This window comes from Amycolatopsis echigonensis (assembly GCF_014174495.1).
Lineage (GTDB): Bacteria > Actinomycetota > Actinomycetes > Mycobacteriales > Pseudonocardiaceae > Amycolatopsis > Amycolatopsis echigonensis.
Genome location: NZ_JACJHR010000049.1, coordinates 1 through 13,519, shown reverse-complemented (window position 1 = coordinate 13,519; position 13,519 = coordinate 1). Strand labels below are relative to the sequence as shown.

At 69.6% G+C, this 13,519-nt stretch carries 10 protein-coding genes and 1 pseudogene; 8 read left to right on the top strand and 3 right to left on the bottom strand.

Annotated features, from left to right (window positions below):
- The first annotated feature begins 69 nt into the window (after positions 1 to 69).
- Complete coding sequence (locus H5411_RS28930; protein ID WP_244194684.1) at positions 70 to 609, top strand: hypothetical protein; 540 nt, start codon at positions 70 to 72, stop codon at positions 607 to 609.
- On the opposite strand, the gene H5411_RS28925 is transcribed toward H5411_RS28930, so the two are convergent.
- Entirely contained in the window at positions 576 to 1,343 is a 768-nt protein-coding gene (locus H5411_RS28925) for a nucleotidyltransferase domain-containing protein (RefSeq protein ID WP_183125661.1), read from the bottom strand. The two genes, H5411_RS28930 and H5411_RS28925, sit on opposite strands and share 34 nt — an antisense overlap.
- A gap of 115 nt (positions 1,344 to 1,458) precedes the next feature.
- Here H5411_RS28925 and H5411_RS28920 point away from each other — a divergent pair, with 115 nt between their 5' ends.
- Positions 1,459 to 2,160: a hypothetical protein gene (locus H5411_RS28920; protein ID WP_183125660.1), complete on the top strand. Its 702-nt coding sequence runs from the start codon at positions 1,459 to 1,461 to the stop codon at positions 2,158 to 2,160.
- A gap of 62 nt (positions 2,161 to 2,222) precedes the next feature.
- Here the strand turns inward: H5411_RS28920 and H5411_RS28915 are convergent, their stop codons facing one another.
- Positions 2,223 to 3,038, bottom strand: coding sequence for a S1 family peptidase (locus tag H5411_RS28915; protein ID WP_183125659.1), 816 nt, complete (start codon positions 3,036 to 3,038; stop codon positions 2,223 to 2,225).
- Between the two features lie 306 nt (positions 3,039 to 3,344).
- Between H5411_RS28915 and topA the strand changes: the two genes are divergently transcribed.
- The 6 genes from topA (at position 3,345) to H5411_RS28885 (ending at position 13,094) form a co-directional block, all read left to right on the top strand.
- Positions 3,345 to 6,224 (top strand): type I DNA topoisomerase, encoded by a 2,880-nt coding sequence (gene topA, locus H5411_RS28910; protein ID WP_183125658.1) that lies wholly within the window; start codon positions 3,345 to 3,347, stop codon positions 6,222 to 6,224.
- Positions 6,225 to 6,288: 64 nt separating this feature from the next.
- Positions 6,289 to 7,437, top strand: coding sequence for an MFS transporter (locus H5411_RS28905; RefSeq protein ID WP_220817617.1), 1,149 nt, complete (start codon positions 6,289 to 6,291; stop codon positions 7,435 to 7,437).
- Between the two features lie 63 nt (positions 7,438 to 7,500).
- On the top strand, positions 7,501 to 8,349 hold the full coding sequence (locus tag H5411_RS28900) for an ESX secretion-associated protein EspG (RefSeq protein WP_183125656.1): 849 nt from the start codon (positions 7,501 to 7,503) through the stop codon (positions 8,347 to 8,349).
- Positions 8,350 to 9,026: 677 nt separating this feature from the next.
- Entirely contained in the window at positions 9,027 to 9,608 is a 582-nt protein-coding gene (locus H5411_RS28895) for a hypothetical protein (protein WP_220817616.1), read from the top strand.
- A gap of 148 nt (positions 9,609 to 9,756) precedes the next feature.
- Positions 9,757 to 11,898: a bifunctional MFS transporter/dTMP kinase gene (locus tag H5411_RS28890; protein ID WP_101437135.1), complete on the top strand. Its 2,142-nt coding sequence runs from the start codon at positions 9,757 to 9,759 to the stop codon at positions 11,896 to 11,898.
- Positions 11,895 to 13,094 (top strand): DNA polymerase III subunit delta', encoded by a 1,200-nt coding sequence (locus H5411_RS28885; protein WP_101437136.1) that lies wholly within the window; start codon positions 11,895 to 11,897, stop codon positions 13,092 to 13,094. Before H5411_RS28890 ends, H5411_RS28885 begins: the two co-directional genes overlap by 4 nt.
- Before the next feature lie 100 nt (positions 13,095 to 13,194).
- Here H5411_RS28885 and H5411_RS28880 read toward each other — a convergent pair.
- A pseudogene (locus H5411_RS28880) lies at positions 13,195 to 13,519 on the bottom strand (hypothetical protein); the annotation flags it as partial.

Sequence of the window (13,519 nt, the reverse complement as noted above, 5' to 3'; positions counted from 1 at the left end):
CGACGGACAGGAGTGGTGCGGGTGCGGCCGCGGTGGACCGGTTTAGCCGCGCTGGCAACAGGAATCGGCTTGGGACTCACGGGCTGCGGGCAAGCTCCGCCGCCGGCTGAGCAGGTCGTCTCCGGCGGGCACGCGGAGGCGGCGGGCCAAACGGATCCGGCCGCGAAATGGGCAGACGGATACTGCGGAGCGGTCACGCATCTGGTTCGTGCGCTGGCGAATCTTCCTTCCATCGACCCGAGTTCGTCCGAGAAGGCCACCCGCACTTCGAGCGATCTTCTGGCGTCGGTCGCCACCGGGATCGACCAGACTGTGTCCGGGCTGCACCGAGTCGGCCCCGCACCGCTGCCCGGCGGCGAACCGGCGCGCACGGCTTTGCTGGGCCAGTTCACTTCGGTACGGCACAAGGCCGACGAGGTCCGCGGCAAACTCGCCGCGGCCGACAATCCTGACGCGGTGAAAGCGGCGCTGGACGACGCCAAAACGGCGATCGACCAGATTTCCCGGCTCGACGTCCTCAAGGGCCTGGACGCGACGCCAGCCCTGTCCGCGGCGGGCAAGCGCGCGGCGGGCTGTCAGCAGTTGGTGGTCCCGCCCGCGCCACGCTGAGCGGGACCGAGCGCACGCCGAAGGGCGATGGCCCGCTCCGCGTCGTGGTGTGCGACGGCGGCCAGGTAGTGCTGAAGCAGCGCCAGTCGAGAGCGCTCGAGTTCCGTCAAGCTGACCGACGCCGCCCGGCCGTCTCGCAACCTCTCCAGCACCGGCGCAGGCAGTCGGTCGACTTCGCGTCCGTGCCAAGGATTCAAGCCGTGCCGCAGGCATTCCGACGTGATGATCTGGTTGCGAAGGTCGTCGAGCATCAGAACGGCTTGCCACGTCCGCCCGCGAGCGATGGCCGAGCGGGCGTGCAAGGCGTACAGCCACGCCATGCCGATCGCCTGCTCGCGGCCCGGTTCCGCGGCGCTGGTCGGCTCGTTGGCCTTGCCGAAAACGAGCTGAAAGCCGTCCTCGGTGGCGCGAAAAAGCTCGTGGGGCCAGAACGACAAGTCGACCTGGAGCGAGGAGCCGAGGAGGAAGACCCGGTAGCGAACCCCCTCACGCGAGGCCACGTCGAGGGTGTCGGCGACTCCGTACTTATCGTCGATCGAGCGAGTCCAGCGTGCGACGACCGGGGGCTCGTCCGCGTCCGGCGCGAGCTGGAGGACGAGGTCGATGTCCGACCAGCGGTCCTCGGCACCGCGGGCGGCCGATCCGACCACTGCGGCACCCGCGATGTCGGCGTCCTGGCGGGCGGCGGCGATGAGCTCGTCCCGGATCTGGACGCGTTCGGCGATCTCGAACATCCTCGCTCCCCAGGTTCGACACTGCCGGTATAACTATGCCGATAACGCTGGGTGTCCGGGAAAAATCTCGCCGTGACGCTCGCCTTCAATCGAACTTGTGTTCTATCATCGCGACGTGGATCGGACGATCTCGCTGTTCTCGGCGGAGGCGACCGGCCCGGGCCTGCCCGACCTGGCCGGGCTGTTGTGCTGCCAAGGGCAGATCACCGGGTTCGGCCGCACGGCGGCGCGGCTGTCGGTGCTGGTCGACGAGCCGTGGCGGGCTCGCGTGCTGGCTCGGGAATGCCGCAGGCGGGGTGCGGACGCGCAGGTCGCGGTGGCTGAATGCGGCCGTCCGCAGGTGCGCACGTCGTTCCGGGTCGATCTGCTCGGCCTCGCCGAACAATGGCTCCGGCCGGGACACACCGGTCCGGCGGAGGACGACTCCGGCAAGGCGGTGCCCGGCGGGTTCCGCCTCAGCGGCGCGATGCTGCGGATGTGGGCGCTGGCGGCCGGCCGTCCCGAACCCGGCGGCTACCTGCTCGGCGTCGATCCGCTGGCTCCGGAGACGCACGAGGAGCTGCTGTCCGTGCTCGCGCCGCTGGGCGTCCAGGCGCGGCTGCTCGGACCGAAGGCGGAGCAGCCCGCGGTGCGCGTCAGCGGGCGGCGGAAGCTGGCCGGTCTCCTGGAGCTGATCGGCGAACCTCCGGCCGGGGCGGAAGCGGCGTGGCCGGAGCTGCCGCCGGCCGGGGAACGTCGCGAACGGACGCCCGGCGAGGCGCGTCGCGGCACCCCGGCGGAGAGTTCTTCACAGTATTTACTGGAGGCTGTGGGGTAGCCGCGCAGAGAAAAGGTTCCCCGTCGCGCAGCGAAGCGACGTGGGACCTTCCCGGGAGCGTCTTATGGTTTCGGCAGGGTGCAGCCCTGCTGGTTGAGGTCGATCTCGTTGGCCGGGGTCAGGCAGGCCGGAATTCCGTAGGTCTCCTCGCCGTACTTGTAGTTCGGCCGCACTGTCACGTTGCCCGCTTCGTCGACCTCGCACGGGTTGTTCAGCGTGCAACGCTCGCCGTTGTCGTTGGACGTGTTGTTCACGCCGATGACCTTGCCGGTGTTGCGGTCGACGACCGGCGAACCGGACGTGCCGCCGATGGTCTCGCAGCCCGGCACGTAGCGGATCGAGTCCTTCCAGACCCAGTTGTTCTCGTGCAGCTCGTGCACGAAACCGTCGATCGAGCAGGAGTAGATCTGCTTCCAGTACCCGGACACCACGTCGATCGGCGTGCCTGCCTGCGGGTGGCTGTTGACCAGTTCGAGCGGCGGGACGTGGTACTTCTGCTGGATGTCGGCGTAGGTGTCGCTCAGCTGGTAGAGAGAGATGTCGGTGTCGGTCATCGTCGCGTAGACGACCTTGGTCGCGGTCACGGTGCCCACCGAGCTCTGCCCGTCCGGCGACAGCAGGTCGAACGAGCGGTTCGAGGCCTGTCCGACGACCACCTGACCCGGTTCGGGCATGCCTTCCTCGAGGCAATGGCCGTTCGACAACACCATCGCGGGCGCGTCCATCGGCGTGGCGGCCGGTTTCACGACCGAACCAGAGCAGTTGGACAGCGCCACGGCACCGGTGAACGTGGTGGTCGCCGCGCTCGCTTCGGGGGCGGTGACCAGCGCGAATGTCGCCGTGACGGCGATCGTGGCGCCAACCAGTCGGCGGATCATGGTGGGTTCCTTTCGGCTGGGGGGAGGAATCAGTGAACCGTTGCCGTCCGGGGACCCGCCACCGTCTAACGGAGGGTATTGGTGGTATGACCGGTTACCCTGCACGGCACGTGTCCGACATCACGTGCTAGGTGTGGAGGAGAAACATCGCCGAGGTCAGCGGCGATCCGACGGGCAGGTACCCGGCGGCTCGTCAGGGCACCTCGACGCTGCGCGGACACCGGGGACGTGCACACTGACAGGTCGAGACGCGGGCGCAGTACCCCTCTGGTGCAGGGGGGAGAGCGCCGCTGCGGCGGCGCGGAGATGAGTGGAGAGCAGGGCAGCGTGGCAGGAACACGGACCAAAAAGAGCGGTGCCGGGGGCAACGGTGCCGATCGAAGGCGACTGGTGATCGTCGAGTCGCCAACCAAGGCCCGCAAGATCGCCCCCTATCTCGGCGGCAACTACGTCGTCGAGTCCTCCGTCGGGCACATCCGGGACCTGCCCCGCGGCGCCGCCGACGTCCCCGCGCAGTACAAGGGCGAGTCGTGGGCCCGGCTCGGCGTCGACATCGACAACGACTTCAAGCCGCTCTACATCGTCACCCCGGACAAGAAGTCCAAGGTCACCGAGCTGAAGGGGCTGCTGAAGGACGTCGACGAGCTCTATCTCGCGACGGACCCCGACCGCGAGGGCGAGGCCATCGCGTGGCACCTCCTGGAGACCTTGAAGCCCAAGGTCCCGGTGCGCCGGATGGTCTTCCACGAGGTCACCGAGCAGGCCATCCAGGCCGCCGCCGCGGCCACCCGCGAGCTGGACGCCGACCTCGTCGACGCGCAGGAGACTCGCCGCATCCTCGACCGGCTTTACGGCTACGAGGTCTCGCCGGTGCTGTGGAAGAAGGTCATGCCGAAGCTCTCGGCGGGCCGCGTGCAGTCCGTGGCGACGCGGATCGTCGTGGAGCGCGAGCGCGAGCGGATGCGCTTCACCTCGGCGTCGTACTGGGACATCTCGGCGACCATGGACGCAGGTGCCGACGCTTCGCCGCGTACGTTCCCCGCGCGCCTCGTCGCGGTCGACGGCTCCCGTCTCGCGACGGGTCGCGACTTCGACTCCAACGGTCAGCTCAAGGGCAACGCCGCGGACGTCCGCGTGCTCGGCGAGTCCGACGCGCGGGCGCTGGCCCAGGCGTTGAACGAGCGTGACTTCAAGGTCGCGAGCGTCGAAGAGAAGCCGTACACGCGCAAGCCCTACGCGCCGTTCATGACGTCCACGCTGCAGCAGGAGGCGGGCCGCAAGCTGCGCTTCACTTCCGAGCGCACGATGCGGATCGCGCAGAAGCTGTACGAGAACGGTTACATCACTTATATGCGTACCGACTCCACGACGCTGTCGGAGTCGGCGATCACTGCCGCCCGCAACCAGGCGACGCAGCTGTACGGCAAGGAGTACGTCTCGCCGTCGCCGCGCCAGTACACGCGCAAGGTGAAGAACGCGCAGGAAGCGCACGAGGCGATCCGTCCGTCGGGCGAGGTCTTCCGTACGCCCGGCCAGGTCGCGAAAGAGCTGGACACCGACGAGTTCCGGCTCTACGAGATGATCTGGCAGCGCACCATCGCGTCGCAGATGGCGGACGCGAAGGGCACCACGATGTCGGTGCGCATCGTCGGCACCGCGGCGACCGGTGAGGAATGCACCTTCGCCGCGTCGGGTCGCACGATCACCTTCGCCGGCTTCTTGAAGGCGTACGTCGAGGCAGTCGACACCGAGGCCGGCGGCGAGGCCGACGACAAGCAGAGCCGGCTTCCGGTGCTGGTCAAGGACCAGGGCCTGACCGCGCCGGAGCTGTCCGCGGACGGCCACTCCACGTCGCCGCCCGCGCGCTACTCCGAGCCGAGCCTGGTCAGCAAGCTGGAAGAGCTGGGCATCGGCCGCCCGTCGACGTACGCGTCGATCATCAAGACCATCCAGGACCGCGGCTACGTGTGGAAGAAGGGCTCCGCCCTGGTGCCCTCGTGGGTCGCGTTCGCCGTGGTCGGGCTGATGGAACGGCACTTCGAGCGGCTGGTGGACTACAACTTCACCGCCGGTCTCGAGGACGAGCTGGACCGCATCGCCAACGGCGACGAGCACCGCGTCGAATGGCTGTCGAAGTTCTACTTCGGCGGCGACTTCGGCGTCGAGGGCTCGGTCGGCCGCCTCGGCGGGCTGAAGAAGCTGGTCGACGGCAGTGTCGAAGGCATCGACGCCCGCGAGATCAACTCGATCCCGATGTTCAGCGACGCCGAAGGGCACCAGGTCGTGGTGCGCGTCGGCCGCTACGGGCCGTACCTGGAGCGCGAGGTCAACGGCGAGTCGCAGCGGGCGAACCTGCCCGAGGACCTGCCGCCGGACGAGCTGTCGCCGGAGATCGCCGAGAAGCTCTTCGCGACGCCGCAGGAAGGCCGCGTGCTGGGCACCGACCCGGTCAGCGGACACGAGATCGTGGCGAAGGAAGGCCGCTTCGGCCCGTACGTCACCGAGCTGCTGCCGGAACCGGAGCTGCCCGAGGACGCCACAGCGGCGCAGAAGAAGGCCGCGAAGGCGAAGCAGCCGAAGCCGCGTACGGGCTCGCTGTTCAAGTCGATGTCGATCGAGACGATCACGCTCGACGACGCGCTGAAGCTGCTGTCGCTGCCGCGCGTCGTGGGCAAGGACCCGGAGTCGGGCGAGGAGATCACCGCGCAGAACGGGCGCTACGGGCCGTACCTGAAGAAGGGCACGGACTCGCGGTCGATCCAGACTGAGGAACAGCTGTTCTCGATCACGCTGGAAGAGGCGCTGAAGATCTATTCGGAGCCGAAGCAGCGCGGCCGGTCCGCGACCGCGAAGCCGCCGCTGAAGGAACTCGGCGACGACCCGGTGTCGGGCAAGCCGATGGTGGTCAAGGACGGCCGCTTCGGCCCGTACGTGACCGACGGCGAGTACAACGCGACGCTGCGAAAGTCCGACAGCATCGAGGAACTCACCGCGGAGCGTGCGGCTGAGCTGCTGGCGGAGAAGCGCGCGAAGGGCCCGGCTCCGAAGAAGCGGACCACAACGCGCAAGGCACCGGCGAAGTCCACCGCTAGCAAGTCGACCGCGACCAAGTCCGCGGCGGCGAAGTCGACTACCGCGAAGAAGGCACCGGCTAAGCGCAGCAGCACCGCGACGAAGTCGAAGTAACGAGGATCCGAGAAAGGGCCACCTGGAACACTCCGGGTGGCCCTTTCTCGTGTCAGGGGGACGGATGGGGGAGACACAGCGTGCTCGCGCCGCGGTTTCCGTAGTCTTCGCGGTTTGCGGTGCGGCATTCGCGTCGTGGGCGGCTCGAGTGCCTGCGGTACAAGCGAAACTCGGCCTCAGTGCCGGAGAACTCGGGATCGGGTTGTTCGGGCTCGCCGCCGGTTCGGTCGTCGCCCTGCTGGCCGCGGGGCCGTTGATCACCAAGATCGGCAGCCGGCGCGGGGTTCTTTGCGGGGCCGCGGTGCTGTGCGGAGGGCTGCCGCTCGTCGCCTTCGCGCCGGACGTGCCGTTGTTCGTTGCCGCGCTCGTCGTGCTCGGAGTGGGCAACAGCCTGCTCGATGTCTCGATGAACGCGCACGCCGCGCGCGTCGAAGAGGCTTACGGGCGGCCGATTTTCGCTGGATTCCACGCATTCTGGAACATCGGCGGACTGGCGGGATCGGGTGCCGCGGCGCTGATGGAGGTCTGGGGCGTTCCGATCGAAGTGCACTTCACCGTCGCTGGCGTGGTGCTGCTGGTGCTCGCGGGTTTCGCGGCTTCGCAGTTCCTGCCGGGTGCCGATCGCGGACAGGGCGAGGCAGCGTTTGCCTTGCCCAGCAAGGCATTGATCCCGTTGGGGGTGATCGCGTTCTGCGGTTTCGTCGCGGAAGGCACGGTGAACGACTGGAGCGCGGTGTACCTCCGGGACGTCGCCACGGCGAGCGCGGCCGTCGCGTCGCTGGGCTACTTCGCCTTCTCGATCACGATGATCGCCGTGCGTGTGGTCGCCGACCGGGTCGTCGAGCGCGTAGGTCCGGTGCTGTTCATGCGAGTCGCGACCGCGGTGACGGTCACCGGGTTTCTGCTGGTGGTCGCGGTTCCGGTGCCGGTGGTCTCGGTGGTCGGGTTCGCCGTGGTCGGGCTCGGGGTGTCCGGGATGGTGCCGCTCGCGTGGAGCGCGGCCGGACGCAAACAGCCGGACGCGCCGGGCCGGGCGATCGCGGCCGTCGCGGCGTGCGGGTACCTCGGGTTTCTCGCCGGGCCGGTGCTGGTCAGCGGCCTGAGCAGCGGGATCGGCCTGCACTGGACGCTGGCCGTGGTCGGCGCTCTCGTGGTGACGGTCGGTTTCCTCGCGCCTGCGATGCGTGTCGATGAGCGGGCGCCGCGGCGTTGACCGACCGCTCGCCGCACGGATGGGTTCATTCGAACAAAAGTTCGAGAAATTGTCGGTACCAGGGTGTTCAATGACGGGGTGAGCAGTTCAGCACCCGTCGTCTTCGACGTCATCGACGAGGTCATCGGACCGCTGCGGGCCGAGATGCCGCAGCGGCCTTCGGTGATGGAGTTCTACGACCCGCATTTCGAGGTGCCGCCCGTGCTGGCCGAGGAGGAGCCCGCCGGAGCGGCTTCCGGACTGAGCCTCGCCGAGGAGGTCCGGCAGTCGTTCGGGCCGATGCTCGGCGCCGGGCTGGCCGAGGAGGTGGAGCAGTACACGCGATTCGTCGCCGGAATGGCCGCGCTCGGGCTCGCCGCCGACGGCGAGGTGACCGCCGAAGCGGTCGAGCTGTACCGAGTGCTGCGCGGCGGGTTCATCCGGGGAGTGGTCACCGGGGTGTTCCCGGCGAGCGAGGAACCGTGGGAGGTGCGGTTCTTCGGAGACGAGGACTTCACCACGGTGATGAGCAAACTGGGCCGCCGGGCGCGGCTGCGGTCCGGAATGCTCAGCGCGCTGCCGGGGTGGGTGTTCGACGGATTGCCGGACCGTCCGCCCGGCCCGGGTCCCTCGGTGCGCATCGAGACGGACGACAGCGGCCTGATCCCGCGGGAGGCGTGGGGAGACCTGGACGTCATCCGGCAAGCCGTGGCCCGGCCCCGGCAGGGAACGGTCCTGGTGGACCTGGCGGTGCGGGACGCGGTGCTGGCGGAGTACCCGCACGGCGCGTTCGGGCTGGTGGACAACGACCAGGGGAGGTATCAGTTCCGCGCCGCGCCCAGGGGCAGCGGCGGATGGGTCGTGACGTGGTCTCCGGCTACCCGGGGGACCGCGGAGGCATGGATCGTGGAGGCGGTGCGCAGTCATGCTTGACCTGGAGGGGTGAGACCGGTTCGGCTCGTCCGGAGCTGGGAGCTGGGAGCTGGGAGCTGGGAGCTGGGAGCTGGGAGCTGGGAGCTGGGAGCTGGGAGCTGGGAGCTGGGAGCTGGGAGCCGGGAGCCGGGAGCCGGGAGCCGGGAGATGTGCGCGCGCGGGTCGCGGCTGGGCAGAGTTGCGGCCATCGCCGCCCGGTTTGGTCAGGCCAAGGATCGGCTTCCGTGAGGCAAGCTGGTCAATCCGGCCAGTTTGCTGGCCCGGCCCTCCCGCCGATCTGTCCAGCCGGTCGCTTCGGCGAGCTCGTCGGTTTGGCCAGCGCGGCTGCTTCGGCGACCCCTCGGCTGGGCCAGCACAGCTGTTTCGGCGAGCCTGTCGGCGTGGCCAGCCAGGTCGCTCCGGCGAGCCCGCCGAACCGGCCACGCCGCCACCGCGGTCAACCCGGCCCCCTTCCCAAACTCGACCCTGTCTCACCCCAGAACCCACCCCCAGAACCCGACCCCAGACCGACCCAGCCACCACCCGCCACACCGCCGTCCATCAGCGGTCACTGGTCCGGGTGGCGTGCCTCCTCGCGGGCGCGGGTACTAGTGGTTCTGCGGCCATTGGGCGGATGCGGGAGCCGGTACTCTCGCCGACACTGGACTCGGCGGACATTCCGTAGTGAGGTGGTCACCATGAGCACGAGCGACGGGACTCCGTTCTTTCCCGCCTCCGGGCCCGACCGGGACGGGACGTTGGCCGGCGACGTCGGGGGCGAGCGGTTCTCCGATCCGTTGTCCGGGTTCGAGATGGCGTCCGGCCGCGCGCCCCGGCCGTTGCCTACTGCCAAGCCGGTCCAGCATGACCCTGAAGAGGTCAAGCGGATGGTCGAGGCCGCGCTGAAAGAGGAAGCCAAGAAGAAGGACGTCGTCAAGACGCCGAATCCGATTCCGCCTTCCGGCCGGCCGGATCTGGTTCCGCTGGGCTTGTTGCCCCGGCAGCGGACGTGGCCGACCAAGGCTCCTCAGCTGTTGAAGAGGGTGCCCCGGCCGCGGCCGAAGCGGGTCGCCGAGATCGCCGACGACGACATCGAGGAGGAGCTCGCCGAACGGCAGAGCCGGCGCGGGATGCCCTCGATCAGCATGCCCAGTTTCGGGCGTCCCTCCAGCAGCACGGCCGGCGTAGTGCTCGCCGTGGTGTTGCTCATCGTGTTCGGAATTGTCGCGATCGAGTTCATCGCTAGCCTGGTGAGCAGTGTGAAGGGGCTGTTTGGCTGACCCCGCCTGACCTCGCATATCACGGGGCGTGCCGTACCCGCGTCCGCGGCGGGACTACCCTGGCGGCTACACGGTCGGGGGATCCGCAGGGGTCGCCTGACGCCGTCGTGACAAGTGGGGTGGGCGTATCAGCGAGGGCGTACGGTCGGTGCCGGGCACCGGCCCGGGCGGATCAGGCGGGACGTCCACGATCCACCGGGCCCGCCGGGTGCTGGCGATCAAGCCATTCCGTCGGCTGTGGGGCGTCACGTATCTGTGCAGTGTCGCCGACTGGCTGAACCTGCTGAACCTGACCAGCCTGAGCACCAAGCTCCTCGACAACTACTCGGCGCAGAACTACGCGTTCGTCGGCGTCGTCGTCACCGCGCTGCTGCCCGGCCTGCTCTTCGCGCCGATCGGCGGACTGCTCGCGGACCGGTTCGACCGGCGCAAGATCATGGTCGTCTGCGACCTGCTGCGTTGCGGCTTCCTGCTCTCGATCGCGGTCGTCGGAGCGCCGTGGTGGCTGTTCGTGGCGAACTTCCTGGTCGGCTGCTGTTCGATCATGTGGATCCCGTCCAAGGACGCGGCGGTGCCGAACCTGCTGCGCCGCCCCGAGCAGGTCGAGACCGCCAACCAGCTCGGCATGGTGATGACCTACGGCCTCGCCGTCATCACCGCCGCCGGGGCCAACGCGCTGATCCAGGGCGCGAACTCCACGTTCCACCTGTTCCAGGGCCCCGGCGTCGACCTGTACATCGCCAAGGTCGTCGTCGTCATCACCGGCCTGCTGTACCTGATCAGCGGCATCCTCGTCGCCACCCGCATCCCCGAGCTGTCCCTGCGCGACGTCCACTCGACGCCGCAGCAGAAGGTCAAGCGGGCCGACGAGGAGAAGTTCGGCTTCGGCGCGATGATGCGCGACGGGCTCAAGTTCGTCCGCAGCACGCCGATCGTCCGCGGCCTGCTGATCGGTGCCTTCGGCGCCTTCGCGGCGGGCGGCGCGGTCATCGGCGCGGCCAAGCCGTACTCGTCCTCGCTGCTCGGTGGCGACGCGGCGTTCAACCTGCTCATGCTGGCCGTTTTCCTCGGCCTGGCCATCGGCATGGCGCTGGCTCCGAAACTCGCGCACCGGCTTCCGCACGACCGGCTCTTCGGCATTTCGATCGTCCTCGCCGGGCTCGCGCTCGGCGTCGTCGCGCTGTCGCCGCACCTGGCGATCTCGGTGGGCGCGGTCGCCTTCGTCGGCATCTGCGCCGGCACCGCGTTCCTCACCGGCGTCACGATCATCGGCTCCCGGGTCGAGGACGCGATCCGCGGCCGGATCAACGCGATCTACCAGGCGATGCTCAAGATCGTGCTGTTCGGCGCGACGGTCGTCACGCCGGTGCTGATCGGCCTGGTCCGGCAGCGCAATGTCGACCTGTTCGGCACGCCGATCATCGTCGACGGCACCCGTCCGGTCATCCTCGGCGGCGGACTGCTCGCGGTGCTGCTCGGGATCATCGCCTACCGGCAGATGGACGAGCGGCGCACCGAGAAGATCTTCAGCGACCTGCGCAACGCGCTGCGCCGCAACCCGCGCCGCGTCAACGGCTTCCTGATCGCCATCGAGGGCACCACTGCCGTCAACACCGCCGAGCAGGCCGCCCGGCTCGCGCGCTGGCTCAGCACCGGCACCCGTCCAGTCCTGCTCAGCGCCGACCCGGCGCTCGGCGAACAGCGCTTCCGCACGCTTGTCTCGGACGCCGCGCTCACCGGGGTGCGGGCGCAGGCGCTCGTCGCCGCGGCCGTGCGCGCCGAACTGGTGGAACGCGAGATCCAGCCCGCGCTCGACGCCGGGTCCGTGGTCGTCATGGAACGTTTTGTCGACTCCCCGCTCGCGTCGCTGTCCGCGGCGGGCGAGCTGGACCGCGACGAGCTGGAAGGGCTGGTCGACTGGGCCACCGGACGGCTCCGCCCGGACCTCACCGTGCTCCTCGACTCCGAGCACCCGGAGGATCCGCAGCCGCCGCTGAGGGAACAGCTGTGGGTGCAGAAGCTGCTTGCCGAGATGGCTGCCGCCGACCCGGACCGGTACGTGGTGGTCGACGCGGAGGGCTCGGACGGCGAGGTCGAGGACCGGGTCCGCAGCGCTGTCCAGTCGGTCTTCGTCGGCTCGCTCGCCGCGCTCGCCCCGGCGGAGCCGGCAGTGGAGCAGCCGGCGAACGCGGCCGCGGCGGATGTCGCCGAGGCGGTGGCCGCCGAAGCGGAAGCGGCGCAGAACGGGGCGGACGCGTTGCCCGTGGTGTCCAAAGTGGAGGATCGGTGACGACTCCGATCGGCGTCTGGACTGAGCTCGTCGGCCAAGAACCCGCCGTGGAAACGCTTTCCTCGGCAGCGGCCGCGGCGGCCAAGATCGTTGCCGGAGAAGCGGTCGCGCCAGCGGCGATGACGCACGCCTGGCTCCTCACCGGACCGCCGGGCTCGGGCCGTTCGGTCGCCGCGCGCACGTTTGCCGCGGCCCTGCAGTGCAGCACCGGAACGGGCTGTGGCGCGTGCCCCGGCTGTCACACGACGATGGCCGGAACTCACGCCGACGTGCGGCTGGTCGCCCCGGAAGGACTGTCCATTTCGGTCGCCGAGATGCGCGCGCTGGTGCAGGCGGCGGCGCGTCGGCCGACGACCGGCGAATGGCAGGTCGTGATCATCGAGGACGCCGACCGGCTCACCGAAGGGGCGTCGAACGCACTGCTCAAGGCGGTGGAAGAGCCTCCCGCACGCACTGTTTTCCTGCTGTGCGCGCCGTCGGATCACCCGGAGGACGTCTCGGTCACCATCCGTTCGCGGTGCCGGCTGGTCCCGCTGCGCACCCCGCCCGCCGAGGCGATCGCGCAGGTGCTGATCTCCCGCGACGGCATCGATCCCGAGCGCGCCAACTGGGCCGCGTCGGTGTGCAACGGCCACGTCGGCCGCGCGCGCCGGCTCGCCACCGATGAGGCCGCTCGGCAGCGTCGCGCCACCGTGCTGCGGATTCCGCTCGGGCTGCGCCGCCCGGACGACGTTTTCACCAGCGCCGACCAGCTGATCAGCGCGGCGGAAGCGGACGCGGGCGAGGAGAGCAAGGGCCGCGACGAGCAGGAACGCTCCGAACTGCGTACCGCGATGGGCGGCGACGGCACCGGCAAGGGCGTCGCCGGAGCGAAACGCGCCGCTGAGGCCGCGGTGAAGCAGCTGGAGAAGCGCCAGAAGTCCCGTGCGACGCGAACCCAGCGCGACACGCTCGACCTCGCCTTGGTCGACCTGGCTGGCTTCTACCGCGACGTTCTCGTGACGACCACGCGTTCCGGTGCGACGCTGACCCACCCCGACCACGCCGAGCAGATCAACTCCGCGGCGGCGACCTGGTCTCCGGAGTCGACGCTGCGCCGCCTCGAAGCGGTACTGGAGTGCCGAGAGGCGATCGGCCTGAACGTGAAGCCGCGGATCGCGGTGGAAGCCATGGTCACCACCCTCCGCCAAGGCTGAACTCGTGAGTGTTGATCACGGTTAGAACCGTGATTGCCGCTCACGAGAAACGGCCCCCTCGCCAGTCAGCGAGGAGGCCGTTTCCATGACTAGCCGGAACTCAGTCGCGCGGATACGGCGACGGCTTGAACGGCGTGCCAGGGCCGCCGGACGGCCGCTTCAGCACCAGCGCCGGACGCCGCCGGTTCGGGAACGCCGCGACCATCACGACGCCGAGCAGCAGCATCGCCGTGCCCGTCCAGAACAGCGGCACCGTGTCGTACGCGCCGTTCGTGTAGGCCAGGTGCTTCGCCGGACCGGCCGGTGCGGCACCGCCCTGCGGCGGGGCGGGCGGAGTCGTCGCCGTGCCGCACACGACGCCGCCGGTCGGGGCGTACGAACGAGCGATCTGCTCGCCGAGCGACAGCTGCGCCAGCGTGATGACC